The sequence below is a fragment of the Puia sp. genome (assembly GCF_035546395.1).
In the GTDB taxonomy this organism is placed as follows: Bacteria; Bacteroidota; Bacteroidia; order Chitinophagales; family Chitinophagaceae; genus Puia.
The window spans coordinates 45483-69570 of sequence record NZ_DASZXR010000019.1; the positions used below are offsets into that span (position 1 = coordinate 45483).

General features: G+C 53.3%; 24 protein-coding genes. 15 read left to right on the plus strand and 9 right to left on the minus strand.

Features of this window, described 5'->3' with window-relative positions; genetic code table 11:
- Window positions 1-166 precede the first annotated feature (166 nt).
- Window positions 167-625, plus strand: coding sequence for a hypothetical protein (locus tag VHE34_RS26420; RefSeq protein WP_325593618.1), 459 nt, complete (start codon window positions 167-169; stop codon window positions 623-625).
- Here VHE34_RS26420 and asnB read toward each other — a convergent pair.
- Genes asnB through VHE34_RS26435 form a run of 3 tightly spaced genes read right to left on the minus strand, consistent with a single transcriptional unit; the run spans window position 622 to window position 3651 of the window.
- On the minus strand, window positions 622-2463 hold the full coding sequence (gene asnB, locus VHE34_RS26425) for an asparagine synthase (glutamine-hydrolyzing) (RefSeq protein WP_325593620.1): 1842 nt from the start codon (window positions 2461-2463) through the stop codon (window positions 622-624). The genes VHE34_RS26420 and asnB overlap by 4 nt on opposite strands.
- 6 nt (window positions 2464-2469) lie before the next feature.
- A complete protein-coding gene (locus tag VHE34_RS26430) occupies window positions 2470-3036 on the minus strand; it encodes a DUF2911 domain-containing protein (RefSeq protein ID WP_325593622.1) in 567 nt (188 codons plus the stop codon).
- 12 nt (window positions 3037-3048) lie between these two features.
- Window positions 3049-3651: an ACP phosphodiesterase gene (locus VHE34_RS26435; protein WP_325593623.1), complete on the minus strand. Its 603-nt coding sequence runs from the start codon at window positions 3649-3651 to the stop codon at window positions 3049-3051.
- A 230-nt stretch (window positions 3652-3881) separates the two neighbouring features.
- Between VHE34_RS26435 and VHE34_RS26440 the strand changes: the two genes are divergently transcribed.
- The 3 genes from VHE34_RS26440 to VHE34_RS26450 all read left to right on the plus strand — a co-directional run bounded on the left by VHE34_RS26440 (window position 3882) and on the right by VHE34_RS26450 (window position 6024).
- Complete coding sequence (locus VHE34_RS26440) at window positions 3882-4394, plus strand: hypothetical protein (RefSeq protein ID WP_325593625.1); 513 nt, start codon at window positions 3882-3884, stop codon at window positions 4392-4394.
- Window positions 4395-4530: 136 nt separating this feature from the next.
- Window positions 4531-5505: a deoxyhypusine synthase family protein gene (locus VHE34_RS26445; protein ID WP_325593627.1), complete on the plus strand. Its 975-nt coding sequence runs from the start codon at window positions 4531-4533 to the stop codon at window positions 5503-5505.
- Window positions 5506-5520: 15 nt separating this feature from the next.
- Window positions 5521-6024, plus strand: a complete 504-nt coding sequence (locus tag VHE34_RS26450; RefSeq protein ID WP_325593629.1) for a hypothetical protein — start codon at window positions 5521-5523, stop codon at window positions 6022-6024.
- Window positions 6025-6075: 51 nt separating this feature from the next.
- On the opposite strand, the gene tatC is transcribed toward VHE34_RS26450, so the two are convergent.
- From tatC to VHE34_RS26480, 6 genes are all read right to left on the minus strand, one after another.
- Window positions 6076-6939: a twin-arginine translocase subunit TatC gene (gene tatC, locus VHE34_RS26455; RefSeq protein WP_325593631.1), complete on the minus strand. Its 864-nt coding sequence runs from the start codon at window positions 6937-6939 to the stop codon at window positions 6076-6078.
- Window positions 6940-7294: 355 nt separating this feature from the next.
- Entirely contained in the window at window positions 7295-8575 is a 1281-nt protein-coding gene (locus tag VHE34_RS26460; RefSeq protein WP_325593633.1) for a hemolysin family protein, read from the minus strand.
- Window positions 8576-8641: 66 nt separating this feature from the next.
- Window positions 8642-9256 carry a guanylate kinase gene (gene gmk, locus VHE34_RS26465; RefSeq protein ID WP_325593635.1) on the minus strand — a complete coding sequence of 205 codons (615 nt, stop codon included), beginning with the start codon at window positions 9254-9256 and terminating at the stop codon, window positions 8642-8644.
- On the minus strand, window positions 9253-10557 hold the full coding sequence (gene murA / locus VHE34_RS26470; protein ID WP_325593637.1) for a UDP-N-acetylglucosamine 1-carboxyvinyltransferase: 1305 nt from the start codon (window positions 10555-10557) through the stop codon (window positions 9253-9255). Before murA ends, gmk begins: the two co-directional genes overlap by 4 nt.
- 18 nt (window positions 10558-10575) lie before the next feature.
- On the minus strand, window positions 10576-11289 hold the full coding sequence (locus VHE34_RS26475) for a DUF4290 domain-containing protein (RefSeq protein WP_325593639.1): 714 nt from the start codon (window positions 11287-11289) through the stop codon (window positions 10576-10578).
- Between the two features lie 77 nt (window positions 11290-11366).
- Complete coding sequence (locus VHE34_RS26480) at window positions 11367-12557, minus strand: choice-of-anchor E domain-containing protein (RefSeq protein WP_325593641.1); 1191 nt, start codon at window positions 12555-12557, stop codon at window positions 11367-11369.
- Between the two features lie 203 nt (window positions 12558-12760).
- Between VHE34_RS26480 and VHE34_RS26485 the strand changes: the two genes are divergently transcribed.
- The 11 genes from VHE34_RS26485 to VHE34_RS26535 all read left to right on the plus strand — a co-directional run bounded on the left by VHE34_RS26485 (window position 12761) and on the right by VHE34_RS26535 (window position 24087).
- Window positions 12761-13864, plus strand: a complete 1104-nt coding sequence (locus VHE34_RS26485) for a glycosyltransferase (protein WP_325593643.1) — start codon at window positions 12761-12763, stop codon at window positions 13862-13864.
- 23 nt (window positions 13865-13887) lie between these two features.
- Complete coding sequence (gene gldC, locus VHE34_RS26490) at window positions 13888-14235, plus strand: gliding motility protein GldC (protein ID WP_325593645.1); 348 nt, start codon at window positions 13888-13890, stop codon at window positions 14233-14235.
- A gap of 118 nt (window positions 14236-14353) precedes the next feature.
- A complete protein-coding gene (locus VHE34_RS26495; RefSeq protein ID WP_325593647.1) occupies window positions 14354-14785 on the plus strand; it encodes a GatB/YqeY domain-containing protein in 432 nt (143 codons plus the stop codon).
- A 2-nt stretch (window positions 14786-14787) separates the two neighbouring features.
- Window positions 14788-15321: a CvpA family protein gene (locus VHE34_RS26500; RefSeq protein ID WP_325593649.1), complete on the plus strand. Its 534-nt coding sequence runs from the start codon at window positions 14788-14790 to the stop codon at window positions 15319-15321.
- 71 nt (window positions 15322-15392) lie between these two features.
- Entirely contained in the window at window positions 15393-16169 is a 777-nt protein-coding gene (locus tag VHE34_RS26505; protein WP_325593651.1) for an alpha/beta hydrolase, read from the plus strand.
- Between the two features lie 124 nt (window positions 16170-16293).
- On the plus strand, window positions 16294-16956 hold the full coding sequence (locus tag VHE34_RS26510; RefSeq protein WP_325593653.1) for a CBS domain-containing protein: 663 nt from the start codon (window positions 16294-16296) through the stop codon (window positions 16954-16956).
- Window positions 16956-18350: a POTRA domain-containing protein gene (locus tag VHE34_RS26515; RefSeq protein WP_325593655.1), complete on the plus strand. Its 1395-nt coding sequence runs from the start codon at window positions 16956-16958 to the stop codon at window positions 18348-18350. Before VHE34_RS26510 ends, VHE34_RS26515 begins: the two co-directional genes overlap by 1 nt.
- Before the next feature lie 100 nt (window positions 18351-18450).
- Window positions 18451-19347: an NAD kinase gene (locus tag VHE34_RS26520; protein WP_325593657.1), complete on the plus strand. Its 897-nt coding sequence runs from the start codon at window positions 18451-18453 to the stop codon at window positions 19345-19347.
- 60 nt (window positions 19348-19407) lie between these two features.
- Window positions 19408-20256: a DUF6089 family protein gene (locus tag VHE34_RS26525; protein WP_325593659.1), complete on the plus strand. Its 849-nt coding sequence runs from the start codon at window positions 19408-19410 to the stop codon at window positions 20254-20256.
- Window positions 20257-20310: 54 nt separating this feature from the next.
- Window positions 20311-21189, plus strand: a complete 879-nt coding sequence (locus VHE34_RS26530) for an isoprenyl transferase (RefSeq protein ID WP_325593661.1) — start codon at window positions 20311-20313, stop codon at window positions 21187-21189.
- 102 nt (window positions 21190-21291) lie between these two features.
- Window positions 21292-24087: a BamA/OMP85 family outer membrane protein gene (locus VHE34_RS26535; RefSeq protein WP_325593663.1), complete on the plus strand. Its 2796-nt coding sequence runs from the start codon at window positions 21292-21294 to the stop codon at window positions 24085-24087.
- The last annotated feature ends 1 nt before the right edge of the window (window position 24088 follow it).

A 24088-nucleotide genomic window follows, 5' to 3' on the forward strand; every position in this document is an offset into this window, starting at 1 on the left:
TTCACTTTAAATACGATTTAGTTTTATGTCGTCGATCGAATAAAACAGGTTCTAAACCGCCACAGGCGGTTCGACCGAAGGTCAGACATTAGCCGATAGCGCGAATAGGGCTAATTTCCAGAGTAGGTCCTATTCGCGCTATCAACAAATCTTAAAATAGAATGTTATGGTACGCCGTCTCTTCCCCCAATTGTTCCTCGCTTGCTGCCTCCTTACCCTTTCCACAGGAGTCTTCGCAGGCACGGATGGAAACATCAGCGACAAATTATTGCAGGCCTTCCACAAGACCTTCCCCGATGCTCAACAGGTGAAATGGGCGGAGACGGAAGACCGGTACATGGTCAACTTCAAACAGGGAGAAATCCTCACCAAGGTGGAGTATGACAAGGATGGTAATTTCCTCAACTCCCTCCGTTATTATTCGGAGAAGAGCCTGCCCGTGAATATCCTTTGCCGGCTGCAAAAGAAATATGCCGATAAAAAGGTGTTCGGCGTCACCGAAGTCACTTCGGACTCCAACGTTGAATACTATATCAAACTGGAGGACGCCCAGAACTGGATCACCGTGAAGTCAAACGTGGATGGACTGATGCAGGTCGTCGAGAAATATAAGAAGGCCAGCTAAACCACAGCTGCCGTAACCAGATATCGCCAATCCTTATTTTCAGCCGCATGGGCATCCTGCGGCTGAATTTTTTTTTGCAAGACACCCGGGGATAAAACACCCGCTTTCACCAGGCTCCGTCTCGCCTCATGCATATACTCCTGCAACACGGGGTCCTGCATCCAAAGCCGCTGCGGCGGCTCGAAACCGATCTTATCCCGCCGGTAGACGATCTCCTTCGGCAACACGTCTTCCATGCTTTGCCGCAGCAACCATTTCGTCCAACCTTCCCGGATCTTAAAATGCGAAGGCAGCGAGAACACAAATTCAACCAGGCTGTGATCGAGAAAAGGAAGCCGTATTTCCACGCCATGAGCCATTGAGTTGCGATCGGCGTAGCGTAAAAGCTCTTCCAATCCGTTCATGAACGTGTTGTAGTACAGAATTCCGCTCAATCTATCGATATGTGGAATATCATAATACGACACCCCGAACTCCCTGACGAACTCCCGCGACAGATCGCTGCTCCGGCGCTGCTCTGCCGACCGCCGTTTCTTCAGGAACAGCCCCGCATAGACCGGCAGATACGCGGCAAGCCGGTTCTTCCAGGTCCAACGATCGCTGACGCCCGACTGCCGCGCGGCTTCCAGTTCGAGCACAAAGGCCTTCTTATCGGTGCGGTACAGCTCCTGCCAATACCAGCTGTAGTACTTATGATAACCGGCCAGCACCTCATCGGCGCCCTGCCCATCCAGCAGCACTTTTACCGAATGACGCGCGGCCAGCCCATAAACGCTCCATTGCGCATAGATGCTCGAAGAGAGAAAGGGTTCTTCCTGGTGATACATCAGCCGTTCAAGATCACGGACCAGGTCGGCGGCGGTAGGCGTCGTCGAATGATCTTCCAACGGGAAGCGCTGGGTCAACAGCCGGATAAAAGCGGATTCATCTTTTTCAAAACCGGGAAACAGCGCCGAAAAGCTGGCCAGCCGGGCCGGCCGGTCGGGCTGGCGAAGAATGGTGGCTACGACGGCGGAGCTGTCCAATCCGCCGCTGAGACTGGTTCCTATCGGCACATCGCTGCGAAGCCGCCGGTGTACCGAAGCATGCAACAGCTCGCCGAACCGGTCGATCGCAATATCCTCCTTTATAGTCTGGGTATGCCCGGCTTCGATATCCCAATAGGCCGAGATCTCGAGACTCCCCGTCTCGGGACGATAGACCAGGAACGATCGGGCCGGCAACCGCAAGATATTCTGGAAGAAGGTCTCCGAGCTGTCGGCAGGATTTTGGGTGTAACCAATCGTCAGGAAATTGAAGATCATGCGCGGATTGCTGACCTTCGGCACGCCCGCCGCCCAAAGCGCCTTCATTTCGCTGGCAAAGAGGAATTCCACGTCGTCATGGAAAAAGAAGAGCGGCTTTTCGCCAAAACGATCCCTTGCAATCAACAGTTGCCGTTCCCGCTCGTCCCAGATGGCGAAGGCAAACATCCCGTCGAAGTGTTGGAGACAGTCCGTTCCGAAATGATCGAAGGCTGCAACAATAACCTCCGTGTCGGTGCGGGAAGAGAAAGGATAGCCTTTTGATTGCAGGAGGCTGCGCAGCTCCAGGTAGTTATAAAGTTCCCCGTTGTGGACGATCGTATACCGGTCGAGATAGTGCATCGGCTGGGCGCCGGCAGCACTAAGATCGAGGATGGAGAGGCGGCGATTAGCCAGCCCGGCCATTCCGCCGGGACTCGTCCAGACTCCGTCGCCATCGGGTCCGCGATGGGCGATGGCGGCCGACATGTCTTTGAGCCGCTTTGGAGATATCTTCGCCGCATCGGCTGAGAGAATGCCTGCAATACCGCACATATAAAACTACCAGTTTATAGGAAGTCTGACGAGCACGTCGTCCCAGGTGATCAGCAGTTCAGCCCCCTTACCGGCCTTCTGAAAGGCCATCGAGAAAGCCTCTGCGATGTCGGGCCGTTTTTCTACCGGAACGACCGTCCGGAGCACATCTTTGGAAGAGTCATACCGGAAGGCGCCCCAGGTGTCTGTTTCCTTGTTGAAGATCAGCGTCCACCTGTCCTCATTGACCAGCGCGTACAACGTATACCGGCCCTTTTTCACCACCTTCTTATCGATCTTCACATCCCGGAAGAACTCGATCTCCGTCGCCTCGTTGGCGCCAAGCCGCCATACCTGCCCATAGCCGATCAGATCGCCAAACAGTTTCCGGCCCTTTTTCTGCGGCCGGCTATAAACGACCCGGGCCACAAGCGGCTCGGAGATCTTGTCCTGGATCTTCAGAACCGGGTAATCCACAGGGTAATAGCTCATATCCAGCGGAGAACTGTCCAGGTTGGAAGGCTGCGTGGGCAGCTGCGCCCTTACAAGGGTCATACCCAGGCTCATACACGCGATCAAGGCAATCTTCTTCATACTTCAAAATTATCACATTTGACTTTCACCCAACGTCCGCAGCGCAAAATCTTTCACCTCCGGGAAAAATTCCAGATAACAGCTCTCCAACTGCTCATAGTGGGCTTCAAACAGCCTCTTTGCCGCATCCGCCGGCGGCATGTACTTCGCCCTCCGGGCCAACCCCTCAAAGCTTTGAAAGATCAGTTCCCTATGCCCGTAGTGGCTGAGCCAGTCCTCCCTTCGCATATATCCGAACATCCGGGCAAAGCGTTCCGGCAGCAGGGCTTCGAACGCCGCTAACCGTTCATACGTCCTTTGCGCAAAGGCCTTCAACGGACTACCCAATTCCCCCGAGGGAAAGACAAGTTTATCTTTAGCCAGGAAATGATCGTAAACAATGTCTGTCAACGGCCCTGCATACAATCCATATTCTTCCTTAAAATAGGTCTTTGCTTTTTTAGTCGCCGGATGAGTATCGGTGAAGTTGTCGATCGCCCGATGCAAAAGGATGCCTTGTTGAATTTTTGCGGGATACTTTTCTTTTTGCTTTCCTTTAACAAAATCGCTGATCAGGTTGCCCACCGTTATTTCCGGTATTTCAAATGAGAGATACGCATGTGCGAGATAATTCATTCTTACAATTTAACGAATTTCGCCGTTCCTACCGCCGAACTCTCCACTTATCCAAGATTGGCTTGCACATCGCTGTAACCTAAGATAGCTTTGCAGCGTCAAAGAAAACAAGCAGCGAAAATTTTTTTTGAGACAGCTGCAACATGCTTCAAAAACCTGCGTCTTATAAACAGAGCTCGAACAAAACGCGAAAAAGAAAAGACTTTTAAAAACTTATAAAAAATCAGTTTATGAAATCGAAGATTCACGAACACCCTAAAAAATCAATTATGCGGGTGAGTAAACAGTTCATTTTATCCATCGCTACCATGCTTATGATGGGTGTTAGTATCAGCGCTTTCGCTGCAAAGAATGAAGACGGTACCGTCAATCAATTGATCGTTAAATCCTTCAAGAAAGATTTCAACGGAGCAAGCAATATCATCTGGGAACAGCGTGACACGTATACGAAGGCCACCTTCTCCCTGCACGGGCAGGTGCTCTTCGCCTACTACAACAATAACGGCGATCTTCAGGCCGTGGTAAGGAACATCACTTCCGACCAGCTGCCGATCTCGCTGTTGTCCTCCCTGAGAAAGGAATATGGCAACTGTTGGATCTCCGATCTCTTCGAGATCGTATCCGACGACCAGACCAGTTATTATGTAACATTGGAAGATAGCGATAAGAAGGTTGTCCTGAAATCGCAAGGCACAGAGTTCTGGAGCGAATTCAAGAAAGAAAAGAAGGGCGCTGGTCTGTAAAATTTTTCGAGGTTAGTTTTTAGTTGGCAGTGGCCCTCCTTTTGGAGGGCCATTTGTTTTTAGTGTCTCCCTCCTTTTGGGAGGCCGTCCGGTTTTTCGTATTTTCGCCCCTCAAATATCTTCAAACAAATCGATCATGAACAAAGGTCCTATCTCACAATTCATTGAGCATCACTACAGGCATTTCAACGCCGCAGCGCTGGTGGACGCTGCCAAAGGGTATGAGACGCATTTACTCGAAGGAGGCAAGATGATGGTCACCCTTGCGGGTGCGATGAGTACGGCCGAACTGGGTATCTCCCTGGCCGAAATGATCCGCCAGGGGAAGATCGATATCATCAGCTGTACCGGGGCTAACCTGGAAGAAGACGTGATGAACCTGGTGGCGCACAGCCACTACAAAAGAGTGCCCAATTACCGGGATCTGACGCCGCAGGATGAATGGAACCTGCTGGAGAATCACTACAACCGGGTAACAGATACCTGTATCCCCGAAGAAGAGGCTTTCCGCCGTCTGCAGAAACACCTCGTAAAGGTCTGGAAGGACGCCGAAGCAAAAGGCGAACGCTATTTCCCGCACGAATTCCTCTATAAGGTCGTCCTCAGCGGTGACCTCGAACAATATTACGAGATCGATCCGAAGAACAGCTGGATCATCGCGGCGGCGAAAAAGAATATCCCGATCGTCGTGCCGGGTTGGGAAGACAGCACCACGGGCAATATTTTTGCAAGCTATGTCATCAAGAACGAGTTGAAGGCCGGCACGGTCAAGAGCGGCATCGAATATATGACCTGGCTGGCCGGCTGGTATCGTGAGAACAGCGGCGGCAAAGGCGTCGGCTTCTTCCAGATCGGGGGCGGCATCGCCGGGGACTTCCCCATCTGCGTGGTGCCCATGATGTACCAGGACCTGGAATGGCACGATGTTCCTTTCTGGAGTTATTTCTGCCAGATCTCCGACTCCACGACCTCCTTCGGCTCGTACTCCGGCGCCGTACCCAACGAGAAGATAACCTGGGGCAAACTGGACATCCATACCCCGAAATTCATTGTTGAAAGCGATGCCACCATCGTAGCCCCGCTCATCTTTGCGTGGGTGCTTGGCTGGTAAAAAAGTATAAACGATATGAACGCAAATTCAGAAGAACTGTACCTCGAGGCCGAGGCGGACATAAAGAACAACAACTACGCCGAGGCATTTAAGAAATACGAAAGCATCCTCTATGAGGAGCCCGATAGCGCACCCGCACATAACTCGATGGGCTGGTTGTATAAGACCCAATTCGACGACTATGCGAAGGCGGAGAACCATTTCCAAACCGCCATCAAATGCGATCCGTTATATCCCCACTCTTATTTTCATATTGCCGCCCTGCTGATGGACATGGAGCGTTTTGATGAGCTGCGGCAGCACCTCGACCGGTGCCTGAAGGTCCGCACCATCGACAAATCGTGGGTCTATGGAAGATCAGCTCTGTCCGAAGAGCTGCGGTTCAACTACGACAAGGCCATCTTCTACTTTGAAAAGGCGATCCTGGCCAGCCAAAACGACGAAAAGATCAAGGACTACCGCGGCGACATCGAAAGATGCCAGATGAAAATGGAGATCTCGAAAAAGCATAACTCTTAGTCATTCCAACCCCGGTGGCTTTAATACCACCGGGGTTTTCCCTCCCATCACTTAGCTCCATTCTTCATTATCCCGCTTTTCCTGGCGCTTGGTGACGCGAACCGATACACGAATGCTCAGCTCATACAGGAGGATCAGCGGCAAAGCCACGATGGTCTGGCTCATCCAGTCCGGTGACGGCGTAATGATCGCCGCAATGAAAAGGATCGCCACATACGCATACTTACGATAAGTACGCAGGAATCTCGGCGTGATCAACCCGATGGACGTGAGAACATAGCTCACCAACGGCAACTGGAAGGCAAGGCCCGATCCAATGATGATATCCACCAGGTTCTCGACATAATCGTCCAGCGTGGGGATGGTCTTGATCGCGCCGGCCGCACCGATCGAATAGTTGAAGAGAAAGCTAAAGGTGAAGGGCGCCAGCAGGAAGTAACCGAAGGCCACCCCCAACAGGAAGAAGAAGCTGACCCAGAAAATGCCTCCGCGGCTGCTTTTCAGCTCTTTAGGAGAAAGCGCGGGCTTAACGAAACGCCAGAGCTCCCAAAACACATAAGGGAAAGCTACTACGAAGCCGCCCACAATGGCAATATTGATGCTGGAAATGAACTGCGACCCGAACTGCGTGGTCTGCAATTGCAGACCCGCGACGGAATCCAGGCAAAGGGCGTCCCCCATATGCAGTTTATGCCCCAGGTTGCAAAGCCCGGTATAGCTGATAAAATCCTTGCGGATAGGTCCCCGGATGATCGTATCGAAGATCCAGTTCATCTTGATAAAGATGACGATCGCCACGATAACTATCGCAAAGGCCGAACGCACAATATGCCAGCGAAGCGCCTCCAGGTGATCGATAAACGACATCTCGTCCTCGCCCTCGCCCCGGTTCCTGTTTAACAGATTTAAAGCCATTGGTTTCTAAAAGACTTTCAAAAAAAGCTCCGCGAAATTAACCTGAAATATGCCAAAAAGTGGAGAAAAACGCGATTTTTTGGGGTATATATAAAAAAAACAAGCACTCCATTACAGAGTGCATTGTTTACTCCTAACTGACCTATGAAAAACGTTTGAGTGTTTCGTTGTCGTTACGAGAACAAAATTGCTGATAAACTCTATAATGGAAAAATTATAAGGCCTCCTTAACCACGGGTTAACAAGCCACAGGCTTGTTGCCCGAAGGGCCAACGTTAACGCTTCACCAACGGCGCGTCCCGACGCGCATCAAAGACAGGGACCTGGAAAATGGCGCAATTTTAGCGCAAAAGATTCATTTTAGCACCTTGAGCCGCACCATCTCGATCCGCGTATCGCTGACATCGAGGATCTCGAACTCATAGTCGCCAATGATGATCCGGTCCTTTAAATGGGGAATGGTCTCGTGTTGGTTGATGATATAGCCGGACAGCGTCTCCGACCCATTCTCCGGCAGATCGAACCCGTATTTCCGGTTGAGATAGTCCAGCTCGAGCCGGCCGGAAAGGATGAACTCGTCGTTGGATAACTTTCTCTCCTCGAATTCCTCCGTATCATATTCATCCCGGATGTCGCCGAAGATCTCCTCGAGCAGGTCCTCCATCGTCACGATCCCCGCAGTGCCGCCAAATTCGTCCACCACCCAGGCAATGCTCTTCCGCTCGCGGCTGAACTTGTTGATCAGATCGGTGGCGCTCATACTCTCCGGCACCGCCGGAATAGGATGGAGGATCGTCTTTATAGAAGGCGGGTCCTTGAAAAGGTCCAGCTGGTGAATATATCCCGTTACGTGATCGAGATTGCCGTCATAGACCACCAGCTTGCTCAACCGCGTTTGGACGAATTTCTTGCGCACGTCCTCCATCCCCAGGTGGATATCGATGCCTTCGATCTCCTTGCGGGGAACGAGGCATTCCCGCACCCGTACCTTGGGAAGCGCCAGGGCAGCCTCGAACAGGCTCTTATTCAGGTCCTTACTATCCTCTTCAAGATCGCCCGTCTGCTGCAGGAAACGCTCCAGGTCGGTGCCGGTGAACGTGTCCTTCCGCTCGTCGATCCGCACGTTGAAGATATATTTCAGGATCCACTCGGCGATCCCGGTAAAGAAGTTCGCGAGCGGAAAGAGCAGCCGGTTGAACATCTCCATCGTCTTCGCAAAGAAGCTCAGCAGGGAGTCGCTCTTGGCCCGGAAAAGGGCTTTGGGAATGAATTCCCCGAAGAAAAGGATGAAGATGGAGGCGACGAGCGTCTCGGCACAAAGCCGGATCGCGTTGGTAATGCCTAACGGCCATTGCACCTTGTTGATCAGGTAGTCCCAGGCCGGTATAAAGGTCTCGCCTACCAGCAGGCCGAAAAGGACGAGGAAGATGGAAAAACCCGCGATCGATGTGCCGATGAACTGGGTCGGATGGTCTGTAAAATGGCCAAGGATGATCCCGCTGCGAAGCCCCTGCTTTTTCTTTAGCTCGATGGTAAGCCGGTTGGCTCGTAGGAACGCCACCTCGATGCCCGCAAAAAAAGCGACCATAAGCCATGCAAACACGGTTCCTGCAAGGGTAAATTTATTGATCATCATATCTTTCGACAGTTAAAAATAGTCGGAAAATTCGACATTTTGAAGGTAGGCGCGTCCGGCAAACCCCTAGTCCGCCTTCGTAGCCGGCGTCCCAGGCTGGCGCATCCGCAGGCCCAGGAACCCCGTGACCGCCTTTTCAGCCTCCAGACAAGCCTTGTCCAGGTTGTCATTGACGATTATCTGATCGAAATGATGTTTGAAAGACAACTCATAGGAGGCCTTATTCACCCGGGCCATGAGGCTTTCCGTGGTCTCCGTACCCCGCTTTTCCAGCCGGCTGCGCAGCTCGTCCACCGACGGGGGTTCAATAAAAAGGGCAAGGGTCGACTGGGGATATTGCTCCTGGATATGGATCGCCCCCTTTACCTCGATGTCCAGCAACGGGGTCTTGCCCGCCTGCCAGATCCGCTCCAGCTCGCTCTTCAGCGTGCCGTAATATTTCCCTTCATACACCATCTCCCATTCCACGAATTCGTTGTGCTGTATCTTCTGCTTGAAATTCTCCAAACCGATGAAATAATAGTCTACACCGTCCTTCTCATAATGACGCGAGTTGCGCGTGGCGGCGGAGACGGAAAAAGCAAGATTGTCGGGGTATTTCCCCAACAGGTAACGGGTAATGGAGCTTTTCCCCGCACCGGATGGGGCCGTAATGATGATGATCTTGTTGGTCTCGCTCATATCCTGTTGATTTGCGCCCCAAGCTGCCGCAGCCGGTGATCGATCTCCTGGTAGCCCCGGTCGATCTGTTCGATGTTCTGGATAACGCTCCGGCCCTCGGCGCTCAGCGCCGCGATCAGCAGCGCAACCCCGGCCCGGATGTCCGGACTGCTCATGGTGATCCCTCTTAATCGCTGTTCCCGGGCCATTCCAATTACGGCCGCCCGGTGCGGATCACAAAGGATTATCTGCGCACCCATATCGATCAGCTTGTCGACAAAGAACAGCCGGCTTTCGAACATCTTCTGATGGACCAGGACCGAACCCCGGGCCTGCGTGGCCACAACCAGTACGATGCTCAGCAGGTCGGGCGTAAACCCCGGCCAGGGATGGTCGTAAATGGTAAGGACCGACCCATCGAGAAAGTTTTGTATCTCATAGACATCCTGCTCGGGTATGCGGATATCATCCCCACGAAACTCCAGCTGGATGCCCAACTGCCTGAATTTATCCGGGATGATGCCCAGGTTCTCGAGGGAGACGTTGCGGATGGTGATATCGCTCTGGGTCATGGCGGCCAAACCGATAAACGACCCGATCTCGATCATGTCCGGCAGCATCCGGTGATCCGTACCACCCAGCCGGCCTACCCCTTCGATCGTGAGCAGGTTGCTGCCGATACCGCTGATCTTTGCCCCCATCCGGTTCAGCATCTTGCACAGCTGCTGGATATAGGGCTCACAGGCTGAATTATAGATCGTGGTCGTGCCCTCGGCCATCGCCGCAGCCATCACGATATTGGCCGTACCGGTGACGGAAGGCTCATCCAGTAAAAGATAAGTGCCCTTCAGATCCCGCCCGTCGAGATAAAAAAGTCCCTCCTCCTGTTGATATTGGAACCGGACCCCTAGTTTCTCGAAGCCGATGAGATGCGTGTCCAACCGCCGGCGGCCGATCTTGTCCCCACCTGGCTTGGAGATAAAGGCCTTCCGAAATCGCGCCAGCATGGGACCCGCCAGCATGACCGATCCCCGCAGCCGCCCGCTCTTCTGGCGGTAAGCCTCGCTGCGCAGATAATCGGTGTCGACGTCATCGGCCTGGAAGATACAGGTGTCCCGCTCCGGCCGGTCTATCTTAACCCCCATCTCGGCCAGCAGGTCGATCAGCAGGTTGACGTCAAGAATGTCTGGGATGTTGGAGATGGTCATCTTCTCCGGTGTCAGCAGGACGGCACTGATGATCTGCAAAGCTTCGTTCTTGGCTCCCTGCGGGATGATCTCGCCCCTGAGCTTTTTGCCGCCGATGACTTCAAATGAATGCACGCGCGTTGATTTGATCCCCTAGTATCGTTTCTTTTTGAATTTGTTCCCGCCCCGGTCGTTGTTGCGGTCATTGTTGCGGTTGCCGTTATTGTTCCGCTGCTGGAATTTCTGGTTCCGGTTCTTCCGGAAATTGTCATTGACAGGATAGGCCCGGTTGCCGTTGGCCTCTCTTCCGCCCTGGCCTTCGTTGGGCCGGAAGCTCTTCACATAAGGCGTATTCGAGAACTGCAACTGGCCATGGGTCAGCTGCGAAAGCTCGGCCTGGATGGCGTCGTCATGGACGGTCTCCTTGTGCCAGTTGTTGTAAGCAAGCTTCATATAGTAGGCCACCGCATTGGCGAAACCATTGCGTTTGTCGGGATTCTCTTCCGCCAGGGCCTTGTCGATGACGACCTCCAGGTTCTTGCCCAGATGGGAGAACCGCGGATACCGCTTCGGATACTTCAGCGGCTTGGGCCGGGCCCGAAGGGTCTCCCTCGTGGGGATCGGATATGGGGAGGCCACATCCAGCTTGAAATCGGAGATCAGGAAAAGATGATCCCATAATTTATGGCGAAAGTCCTCTACATTTTTCAGATGCGGGTTGAGAAAGCCCATCAGTTCGATCACCACCTGCGCATTACGCTGCCTTTTCTCCGGGTCTTCCAGCGTCAGAAGATATTCGATCATCTTCTGGATATGCCGGCCATATTCACGCATAATGAGGTGGTTCCGCGTCGTATTATATTCCATTACACTCGATGTTTAGAAAACAAATCTACAGGAAAAAGGCCAGCCTGCCAAGGACGCGTCGATCCCAATAGGAAAAGCTAATTGATAAAGACTTTGCTTATGTAGCTATGCTCGTGAGTCTGGTCTGTAGTCCGCAGGAAGTACAGACCCTTCACCGGTTGGGGATTCAGATCCAGCCGGATCTGGTTATTCCCCGTCAGGGTCACGGCCTTCCTCTGTACCACCTGGCCCGATGTGGCTACCAGCTCCACCAGGAAGCGGCCCGTCTGGTTGCTGTTGAACAGCACCTGCAGGCTGTTCGTGGCCGGGTTGGGGAAGGTCTGACAGCTCACAAAAGCATCCTTTCCGGACCCGTTAGGGTCCACGATGATCACTTCCGAAAAGCTTACTTTGCCGGCAGCATCCTTTTCTTCGACCCGGAAATAGAGCTTGCCCACATTAGCCGGATCAGGGTTGTATTGATATTGGTATTTTGCAGAAGTACCTGTTGCAGAAGCGTCGCCTTCTGCTTCTCCGACGGGATAGTAGCTTTTGCCGTCTTTGCTGATTTGGATCTCATATTGGGTATTGGGTTGTTGATTATTGGCAAGCCATTGCAGCAGGATAGACCCGTTGGCAGGCGTAGCCGAAAAATTCGTAATGGTCGTGGAAAGCACGATCAGCGGACACCAGTAATAGGTGATCCTGAAAGCGCCCCAGTACTGGGTCTTGATGTTCTGGTCAAAGTTCAACCCCCCTTTCAGGGACACCAGGCCGCCGCTGAGCGAATAGGTGAAATCGACGTTGCCCGTGCCCAGGTAAGGCGCCAGGCCCGAATTGGTGGAGGCAAACCCGATCTCATTGCTGATAAGCGCATCCGGCCCGTGGGTGATGGTGTCACCCGCATTGCCGATCGCCGTCAGCGTGTCTGGGCCATAGTTTCGGGCATAGTCATTGGTAATGGAAATGCCACCCGGGCCCTCCAGATCGTCGGATACGGACAAAAGGAACTTGAAGATAGTCGTTGTCGAACCCAAATTGGTAACGTTGGTCGTCGTAATCCCGGTGACGGTATCGCCGAGGCTAAGACAGGACAATATCCCTATCGAAGGATCGAATTTGGGAAGACTGATAGTGGTGCTGGCGGCATCCGTCGGAGCAAAAGAGGTGTAAAAGCTGACGGGAGTGGCGGCTGTGGTGGGACTGCAATTACACTGTGCAAGGGCGGCCCCAGGCATATTTACTATAAATAAAATAATAGCAAATACAGTAGTGTACACACGGTTCATAGGCACGAATTTTAGCGATGATCGGATTAAACGGATTAATAATCAAAGGTAAAGATCAACAAGAATGAGGCCAAAGCAGTACTACTCGTTTTTGCAGGACCGTAAAAACCACATTTCTGCAAAACCTTTAATATGTTCAATGGATTGACATTCAAATATTTGATATCGGCGTCCATGTGCATAAAAACCTCCTACCTTTGCGTATGCTCATCCTCCTGGACTGCCGGCCCCTTTCATTATCCGGGCCGGATACCGAAAAAGGCCGCCTTCTATTCACCATCGCCGCCGCGCTCGCCCGGGACCCCGGGGTTCAATGGCTGCTGGTGGCCGGCCCTGCGGATTCCCTTCCAGAGCTGCCGGGAGCCCGCCTGATCCGCCGGCGGGTCCTGCCCGGGAAGCTGGGCTGGCGGCTCTGGTATGATGTCCAGCTCCCGCGCCTGGCAAAAAAGCACAAGGCCGGCCTGGTGATGACCACCGGTGGAGTGGCCGCCCGGACGCCGCTCCCTCAATGCCTCTGGATGCCGGAACGGGCTAATCCCCGGGACAGCCGGTCCTGGCCTCCGCTGTATCCCGCCCGGCTGACGGATAGCCTCCACCGCGCAAGATCGGTTATTTGTTACTCGGACCGCGACCGGTCCTGGCTCACAGAGCGGGGGCCAAAAGCCGCCAACAAGCTACTCGTCCTGCACCCTTTCCCCGCCGGCCCGGCGGCGCCTCTTTCCCTGGAAGGCCGGGAGCAGGCAAAGGCGGAATTTGCACAGGGCCGGGAATATTTCCTGGCCGATGCCACCGCCGCAGGGGAGGAAGGGTTGATCAACCTGTTAAAGGCGTTCTCGCTTTTCAAACGACGGCAGCAGTCCAACCTGCAATTGCTCGTGAAAGGCATCCCGGAAGGCGATCAATGGAAAAAGCTGGATACGTATAAATATAGGGAGGACGTCCATGCCTGTCCGCCGGCGCCGGCCGCCGACGCCCGGCTGATGTCCGGGGCCTATGCCTTCCTGTTCCTATACGAGGGAAATTCCCTGGGTCAGCCGCTCCTCGACGCCTGGAAGTCCGGAGTTCCGGTGATCGCAGCAACCGGGGGAGTCGCGCAGGACCTGGCCGGCGACGCCGTTCTGACCGCCAACGGCGCCGACCCCGCGTCCCTGGCGACGCACTTGATGTCGGTCTATAAGGATGAGCAACTGCGGAGCCGGCTCATCGCCCGGGGAAAGGCACGCCTGGAGGCTTTCGATCCGGAATGCACGGTCGATGCTGTGCGCGCACTCATCGGCCGTTCGGTAGAATCCCCGGAAATCAGTTAAATTGCGGCTTGCTAAATTTGATTATGACAACTTCCTCTATTAATATCGATGTATCCCTGGATAACGATCGGGTACCCGAAGATATCCGTTGGAATGCCACGGATTCCGCAACCGAAAATGCCCGCCAGGCCAAGGCGATGATGCTCGCCTTCTGGGACGGCGCCGATAAGACCGCGCTGCGGATCGATCTCTGGACCAAGGACATGATGATCGATGAAATGGCTGATTTTTTCTATCAGACCCTGATGACCATGGCGGAGACCTATCAACGGGCCACGCAGGATCCGGTGCTGATGAACGAAATGAAACAGTTTGCCCGTGACTTCTATAAGAAATTCCGGGACCAGCAATTAAAGACGAATAAATTATAACAGGGGCGAATACGGATCGCCCGTCCAAAGGACCGATATTAGCCATAAACCGAGGAATGGTTAATTTCGCCAAAACCATTCCTCGGGTATACCTCCAATGGCATTAGAGCAAAACGTAATGGCACAGCTGAAAACGGCTATGCTGGCAAAGGACGAAGCATCCCTGCGGGGACTTCGGGCGATCAAGGCAGCGATCATCCTGGCCAAAACCTCCGAAGGCGCAGGCGGCGAGCTAAAGGAAGCCGATGAGACCAAATTGCTCCAGAAGCTGGTCAAGTCCCGAAAGGATTCCCTCGAGATCTATCAGCAGCAGGGCCGCGCAGACCTCGCCCGGAAAGAACAAGAGGAGATCGCCGTTATCGAACGGTTCCTCCCCAAACAGATGGACGAAGCGGCATTGAAGGCGGCCGTTGCAAAGATCATCGCTGAAACCGGCGCCACGTCCCCCGCGGACATCGGTAAGGTAATGGGCGCGGCCACCAAACAGCTCGCCGGCCAGGCTGATGGCAAGATGATCAACGCGGTAGCAAGAGAGCTTTTGTCCAAATAACTATGGTCATCGATGTATTGTTCATCGTTTTTCTGCTCCTGGCCATTTTCAGGGGCCTGAGACATGGCTTCATTATTGCCATCGTCTCCGCAGCCGCATGGATCATCGGGATCGCCGCGGCCATCAAGCTTTCGGCCGTAGTGGCCGGCTATGGAAAGACACATACGCAGGTTCCGCCGCGATGGCTGCCGGTGCTCGCCTTTCTGCTGGTATTCATTGTCGTCGTCGTCGGCCTGCATGCCATCGCAAAGCTCATCGAAAAGGCCGTCGATCTGGCCATGATGGGCTGGCTCAATAGGCTCATGGGAGTGCTCCTGTACGCTTTCCTCTATATTACAACATTGAGCGTGCTGCTATTTTATGCCGTTCAGATGCATTTGATCTCGGCTGCAACCCTGTCTGCCTCGGTGGTCTACCCTTATATCAGTCCCTGGGGCCGTGTCACTATCGATGAATTTGGTAAATTCGTCCCGTGGTTCAAGGGAATGTTTACCCAATTGGAAGATTTTTTTGGGCAGATTCGCGACAGGCTGTAAACGTGTTTTTTTTTTGATTAAAACGTTTATTTTTACGGATAATTAGAATATTTAGAATTTAGGCTTAGCTGATGCAATACGAAATCAAACAAGAAGAAAAGTTCAGATTCATCGAAGAAGGGGAAGGCGAACCGTTGGTGCTCCTGCACGGTTTGTTTGGAGAGCTGAGTAATTTCTCGGGTCAGATCGAAACTTTCCGCCACACCCACAAGGTCGTGGTGCCGATATTGCCTTTGCTGGACCTGGACCTGCTACACACCACCATCAGCGGCCTGGAAAAATTCCTTAACAGATTCATAGAATATCGCGACTATAAGGGGATCAACCTCCTGGGCAACTCCCTCGGGGGGCATGTCGGCCTGATGCACGTACTTCGCCACCCCGAACGGATCAAATCCCTGATCCTTACCGGCAGTTCCGGGCTGTTCGAAAGCGGCATGGGGGACACCTACCCCAAACGCGGCGACTACGAATACATCCGGAAAAAGACGGAGCTTACCTTCTATGATCCTGCAATGGCCACCAAGGAGCTGGTGGATACTTTATACGAAACGGTCAATGTCAGGATAAAAGCCGTAAAGATCATCGCGCTTGCAAAAAACGCCATCCGGAACAATCTCGGCGAAGAGGTCAGCCAGATCAAACAGCCTACCCTGCTGATCTGGGGAAATAATGACACGATCACCCCACCCTTTGTGGGCCAGGAGTTCCACAAGCTGATACCCAACAGCGAACTGCATTTCATCGACAAATGCGGTCATGCGCCGATGATGGAAAGGCCGGAAGAGTTCAATACGATCTTACTTAAATTTTTGAGAAAATTGAACGAACCGGCGGCCGTAGCCTAGGAAAACGCACGGCGTTTTCGTCCGAAGGACCGATATTAATGCTTCAAAAAGGCGTGCGCAGCACGCAGCAAAAGACATCGACTTACCGTCTTTGAATAGGCGGAATTGCTTTAAATAAACAGCCTTGCTAAACAAAGAGATCATATCAGCAGCCATTCCCTCCCTCCACCTGAACGACCCCGTCGCCCAGGCGCTGGACCTGATGGCCGACTTCCACGTCACCCACCTACCCGTGGTCGTGGAGGACAAGCTGGCCGGTCTCGTTAGTGAAGACGATCTCCTCAACGTCGAAGACGACAGTATCCTCTTATCCCAACTGCAGGCTGGCTTCTCCCACATTGCCGCACACGCCGACGCCTTCTTCTATGAGGCCGTACAGCTGGTCAACGAAAATGGACTCACCCTGATCCCCGTTATCGCCGGCGAAGCCGAATATACCGGCTCCATCATCGCCACCGATCTCCTGAAGCAGCTGGGCCGCGTCGCCGGAGTCAACGAACCGGGCGGGATCATCGTCCTCGAAATGGAAAAGGTCAGCTTCGCCTTTGCCGAGATCAGCAAGCTCGTAGAGACCAACGACGCCCAGATCATCCAGCTCAATACCTTTGCCGATGCGGCCTCCGGTAATTTCCTGGTCACGCTCCGGATCAACAAGGCAGAAGTCTCCGACGTCGTCGCTACCTTCCAACGCTATGAATATCAGGTGAAATATTATTTCGGCGAGGAATTGTACGAGAATGAATTGCGTAGCAACTACGACCACCTGATGAACTACCTCAACATCTGATGCCGCCCGGTCGGAAATATTTTCTTGCCGCCCTACTCCTTCTCTTTTCCTTCTGCCTCATCGCCCAGAGTCCCCGCCCGCTCATCGTCGGCGCCATTACGGTAAAAGGCAACAAGAAGACCAAAACCTATATCGTCCTGCGTGAGCTCTCCTTCCACTCCGGGGACACCATCACGCTGGCCGGCCTCGTACAAGGCTTCCGGACGGCCCATGACCGGCTGGTCAATACTCATCTGTTCAATGACGTGGTCATCTACCTGAAAACCTTCCGCGGCTATGTCGCCGACGTCGAGATCGAGGTTAAAGAGCGATGGTATATTTTCCCCCTTCCTTATTTCAAACCCGTCGACCGCAATTTCACCGCCTGGGCGCAAAAAGATTACAGCCTCAGCCGCGTCAATTATGGCGGGAAGTTCACACACTATAATTTCACGGGCCGCAACGACCAGCTCACCGCCTGGCTGATCACCGGGTATACCCGGCAGTTCGAGCTCTATTACAATCAACCCTATGCGGACAACGCCCTGAAGCATGGCTTCGGGTTTGGGTTCAACTTCGCTCAGGGTAGAGAGGTGGATGCCTTTACCGTCAATAACAGCCAGGGATTTATCAACTCCGATACTATTTCGTACGCAGGCAAATATCTCAGCCGCCTGTTGTCGTTCTCCGCCCGGTATTTCTATCGTCCGGGACTAAAGGTCCGGCACACGCTGAATCTCAACGTCGTCTCCACTTCCGTCGACAGTGCCGTCACCGTCTTGAATCCGCATTATTTCAACAACAACCGGCGAAGCCTGGTCTACCCGGAGCTGATCTACAAATTCAACTATACGGACGTCGACTATGTCTCCTATCCCCTCAATGGGATTATCTTCGAATCCTCCCTGACCCGCAAGGGGATCAACCCCGACATAAACCTCTGGCAGTTGTCTACCGGCCTGATCCGGAGCTGGCCCCTGGCCCGCAAATGGTGGTTCGGCATCCAAAATATCAATGTCCTCAAACTTCCCTTAAGCCAGCCCTTTTATAACCAGGGGCTTATAGGATACGGTGACCTCTACCTGCGCGGGCTCGACCGCTATGTCATCGATGGCACCGCCACAGCCGTTCTCAAGAATACGCTCTATCGCCAACTCGTCAATTTCGATATCCCCCTCGTCCGCGGCAGCGCACATGACCATATTCCCTTCCGGATTTATGCCACCGCCTTTTCGGACTGCGGCTACGCCTATAACCGCGACTTCAGGGGAAATTCCCTGGTCAACCGGATGCTCTATACCGCCGGCTTCGGCATTGATATTGTTACCTTCTATGATCTGAGCTTTAAGTTTGATTATAGCTTCAATCAATTAGGCCAAAACGGACTATTTTTACACATCCGAAACGACTTTTAGCGAGCCACCGGCTCGCTAGCCAAAACCGGCGCACACAAACGACATAATGACACGAGGCGTAGCCGACTGCATTTGACAAATGAAAAGCCATTAACTCCACATGAAAGTAGCAATATATAGCAGGGCAGTAGAATACGAACAGCAGGCCGGCGTCCAAAGGCTCTTCGACGAGTTGGTCCGCCAAAAACTCGAGCCGGTGATCCACCAACCCTTTCTCGAAAAAATGGGCTCGTCCTTCGTCCTCCCTTCCGGCATCGGCTCTTTCCGGGAGTCTGCCGACCTGGACGACTCCATCGAGTTCCTCATCAGCCTGGGCGGTGACGGCACCTTGCTGGATACGGTCGCCCTGGTCCGCGACAAGAACATTCCCATCCTGGGCATCAATTTCGGCCGCCTGGGCTTTCTCGCCAGCATCGGTAAGGAAGCGCTGTCGACCGCCGTTACTGCGCTGGTCAACCGCACATTTGTCGTGGATAAACGATCGCTGATCCATCTCGATGCCAACCGGCCCTTGTTCGGGGACGTACCCTATGGACTCAACGAATTCGCGATCCATAAGACCGACACCTCCCCGATGATCAAGATCCACACCTATCTCAACGGGGAATTCCTCAACACCTACTGGGCAGACGGCCTCATCGTGGCCACCCCGACCGGCTCCACGGGCTATTCCCTTAGCTGCGGCGGGCCCGTCGTCTTTCCCGATTCGGCAAGCTTTGTCATCACCCCGGTGGCCCCACACAACCTAAATGTCCGGCCGATCGTAGTTCCGGATAATAATATCATTTCCTTCGAGGTCGAAGGCCGGGCCGAGAACTTTATTTGCGTATTGGATTCCAGAAAGGAGATCGTGGATAAACAGGTCCAGCTCGCCGTTCGGAGCGAGGCTTTCACCGTCAGCCTGATCCGGCTGAACGAGAACAATTTTCTGCAAACCCTTCGCGGGAAGCTCTCCTGGGGCCTCGACACGCGGAATGTGGAACCCAACACGCTGTAGGCGCGAACAATTTTAACAAATCACATAAACGAAGGGCGCAGCCCTTGACGTTACCGACATATGAAAAAGCTACTATTCAGTGCCCTTTTGGTGATCCTGGCCGCCTTACACTCCTCTGGACAGGAACAAGCCATCGTGCACGAAGGCGAATTCGGCTTTTCGGCGGGCGCTGCCCAATATTTTGGCGACCTGAACCCCAATCCGCGGTTCAATACGCCGAACATGGCGCTCGGAGCCTTTTTCAGGAAACAGTTCGGCAATTATGTGGCCATGCGCATCCAGGCCAACTACGCCTTCCTGGCCTATTCGGACAAGTACAATAAATCGAATGAGTTCATGTATCGCCGGAACCTCAGCTTCAACTCGAACATCTGGGAACTGGCGCTCATGGGTGATTTCAACTTCTTCAAGTTCGTCCCCGGCAGCGAAGATCACCGGTTTACCCCCTATATGTCCCTGGGTATTGGGGCCCTTAACTATAACCCTTACACTTATTACCAGGGCCAGAAGGTGTATTTGCGCAACCTCGGAACGGAAGGGCAGGGTTCGGGCGTATATCCCGAAAGAAAGCCCTATGGGAGCATGGCCATCTGCTTCCCGCTCGGCGTCGGGGTCAAATACAGCCTCAACCGGCAAATGAGCCTCGGCTTCGAGGTGCTTTACCGCTTCACCACCACAGACTACATCGACGACGTCAGCAAAACCTACGCACCCGACGCCCAGACCCAGTTCCTTCCCAATGGCCAGCCCACTGTCTGGTACGCCCTGCAGGACCGCTCCTACGAGACCGGGGAACCCATCGGGATCAAGGACCGCCAACGGGGGTATTCCAACCAGAAAGACAGCTACCTGACCGCCCAGGTCACGCTCTCCTTTAATCTCACTTCTTATAAGTGTCCTAGTTACTAGGGCGGATGGAATCCGGCCGGCCGAAAGCGGCCTTTAACAAGCGATCGGTCGATTATGGGGTGGTCTCAGGTCCAAAAACCCTATCTTTGTGCCCCAAAAACCGGGCACGGCCCAAAATCCTCCATGGACGAGCTGAAGGAAAAGATAGATCTGAAAAGGCTTCCCCGCCATATCGCCATTATTATGGACGGGAACGGGCGCTGGGCGCAAGAGAAAGGCCAGGACAGGCTTTTCGGTCATTTTCATGGAGTTGAGAGTGTGCGCGACATCGTCGAAGGCTGTGCGGAACTGGGCATCGGCTATCTTACCCTCTACGCTTTTTCGACCGAGAACTGGGATCGCCCCGCCTATGAGGTCACCGGCCTCATGGAATTATTGGTAGACACCATCCGCAAAGAAGTAGAGACCTTAAATAAGAACAATATCCGCCTGCACGTCATCGGCGACATGAGCATGCTTCCCGACGATGCCAGCCAGGAGCTCAAAGAAGCGCTCGAATTCACATCGGGTAATACGGGGCTTAACCTCGTGATGGCTCTCAGCTATAGCAGCCGCTGGGAGCTGACCGAAGCCGTAAGAAACCTCGCGCGCGAGGTGAAGGCAGGTAAGCTCGAACCCGACGCCATTACACAAGACACCCTGCAGCAATACCTGTCTACACGGGACTTTCCAGATCCCGAACTGATGATCCGCACAAGCGGCGAATATCGTATTAGTAATTTCCTGCTTTATCAACTAGCTTATGCAGAATTGTACTTCACCAGCGTTCGCTGGCCTGATTTCCGGAAAAAGAACCTCTATGAAGCGATACTCGATTTTCAGGGAAGAGAAAGGAGATTTGGCAAAACAAGTGCTCAGATTCAACAGGATTTGATGACTCCGGGTACTGCCCTGACGACGCTGGAGGCGTCGCGTCCGGAGGACCATCATTAAACGTTTTCCAGCAATGCGCTAAATTTTATAAGCGCCTTTGCTGGAACATTTTAACAAACGTTTTGTATAAATCCCCTTAATTTGCCGCTCAAAATCGACTGGATGCAACGAAGATCGCTGATTTGCGTTTTTTTATTTACCACTTACTGCTTACTCAACTCGTTCGCTGCATCAGCCCAGGTGACCGATTCCACAAAAAAAGCCGTTCCCGATAGCCTCCGAAAACCATCAACCGATACAGTCCCGCACGGCGTTTCCATCGATCCCGATCTCGTCAATCTCGCAACCGGTAAAACACCACCCCGCGAATACGTTATTGCTGGCATCAAGATCTCCGGAACGAAATATCTCGACGAATCCCTGCTCACCTCCATCTCCGGTCTGACGGTCGGCGATAAGGTAACGATACCCGGCGGCGACAATTTCAGCAAGGCCATCACAAACCTTTGGAAGCAAAAATTATTTGCCAATATCTCCATCTATTTTACCCGGCTTGTCGGCAATAGCATCTATGTAGAGATCGACGTGACCGAACGCCCCCGCCTCGGGAATTTTTATTTCAAAGGCCCCGGCGTGAAAAAAGGCGATGCCGACGATCTGACGACAAAGACCGGCCTGATCAAGGGCCGCGTGGTAACGGAGGACATGAAACGCTCGGCTACGCAATACATCAAAAAATATTACGCCGACAAAGGCTTTGAAAATGCCGAAGTAAAGGTCTCCGAAGCCCGCGATCCCGTCGTTCAGAACTCCGTCATCCTTACCTTCAACATCGACAAGGGTCCAAAAGTTCGTATCTACCAGATCGACTTTTTCGGCAACGAGGCCGTCCGCGAACAAAAACTGAAGAAGCAGCTGAAGGATACGAAGGAACAAAGCCGGATGACCCTCTATCCGCCCAACAACCAGACCCCTTACGGTCCGCATGATTCGGTCACGCTGCGGCAGTACCTGAACAATTGGGGCTTCCTCTCCTTCCATGCCACAAAGGAATTCCTCGATCCCTATTTCCGTTTCAAGCTGTTCAACGGCGCAAAATTCAGCCAGAACAAATTCGAGGACGACAAACAAAAGGTCATCGGCTACTACAATTCGCTCGGTTATCGCGACGCCGTGATCGTCAAGGATACGCATTATGTAGAAAATAAGGTGAAGAGCCGTCTGCACGTTGACATAAAAGTGGACGAAGGACACAAATATTATTTCGGGAATATCAGCTGGAAAGGGAATACCAAATACTCCGACAGCATCCTCAGCCTGATACTGGGCATCCATAAAGGCGATGTCTACAACCTGGACATCCTGAACAAGAAGCTGGGTAAGCAGCTCTCCGCGGAAGGCGGCGACATCAGCGGCCTCTATACGGATGACGGATACCTGTTCTTCCACGTGGATCCGGTAGAAACCGCCGTATACAATGACACCATCGACTTCGAGATCCGGATGGTGGAAGGTCCCCAGGCGACGATCAAGAACGTCACTATCGCCGGTAACGATAAGACCAATGAATATGTCATCCGGCGCGAGCTGTTCACCATCCCCGGGGATAAGTTCAGCCGGACCGATCTGATCCGTAGCCAGCGGCAGATCGCCAACCTCGGCTTCTTCAACCAGGAGAAGGTGCAGCCCGGCATCAACCCCAACCAGGAGGACGGGACGGTGGATATCAACTGGACCGTCGAAGAAAAATCCGGTAACCAGCTCGAGCTGTCGGCCGGCTGGGGCGGTGGCATCGGTCTTACCGGGACCGTGGGCATCACCTTTGCGAACTTCTCCATCAAGAACATCTTCCATAAGGACGCCTGGCAGCCGCTTCCCGAAGGCGACGGCCAGAAGCTGAGCCTGCGCATCCAATCCAACGGAAAGGCCTATCAGTCCTACAACTTCTCGTTCACCGAACCCTGGCTGGGCGGTAAGAAAAGGAATTCGCTAACCGTAAGCCTGTACCGGAGCGTATTCCGGACGGGGGGCTATAACTTCCGCACCAATACCTACGCGTTCAGCGACAGTAACTCTTTGAAAAACTTCGGCGTGACCCTCGCATTGGGTAAACAATTGAAATGGCCGGATGACTTCTTCACGTTCACTTATTCGGTCAACTATACCCAGTATGACTTGAACAACTATCCATTGTTCACCAGCGCCTTCCGGAATGGCCGGTCGACCAACTTCAGCTTCAAGCTCGCGCTTAGCCGCTATGATCTGGACCAGCCGATCTATCCACGCCGAGGCTCCAATCTCTTGCTAAGCGTTCAGTTTACGCCACCGTATTCGCTTATCGACAGGGGACTTACACAGGCGGACGCCTTTAAGCTGCCGGAGTATCATAAATGGCGATTCACCAGCGACTGGTACCTGCCGATCGGCAACGCCACAGGGGCGGACAAGAGCCGGCAGTTCGTGCTCAAGGCTTCGGCGAAATACGGCTTTATGGGCCGTTACAATGCCGGCCTCGGGTTCTCACCGTTCGAACGCTTCCAGCTCGGGGATGCGGGTCTGACCAACAACTTCGGTCTGCTGGGGTATGATATCATTTCCCAACGCGGCTATCCGGTGTACGAGAACTCCGATCCGAAGGTCAATCCCGATCAGCAGCAGGCCCAGCAATTCTTTACGATCTTCAACAAATACACGCTCGAACTACGCTATCCGTTCACGACCAACCCGAGCAGCACGATCTATGGTCTGACCTTCTTCGAGGCCGCCAACGGCTGGTATAACTATACGGATTACAACCCCTTCCGCCTGCGTCGGAGCGTTGGGGTAGGGATGCGTTTCTTCCTGCCGATGTTCGGTCTGCTCGGATTTGACTACGGTGTCGGTCTCGATCGCATCCAGAATGGCTCACTGCGCGATGCCACCCGGTTTACCTTCATGTTAGGCTACGAACCGGATTAAT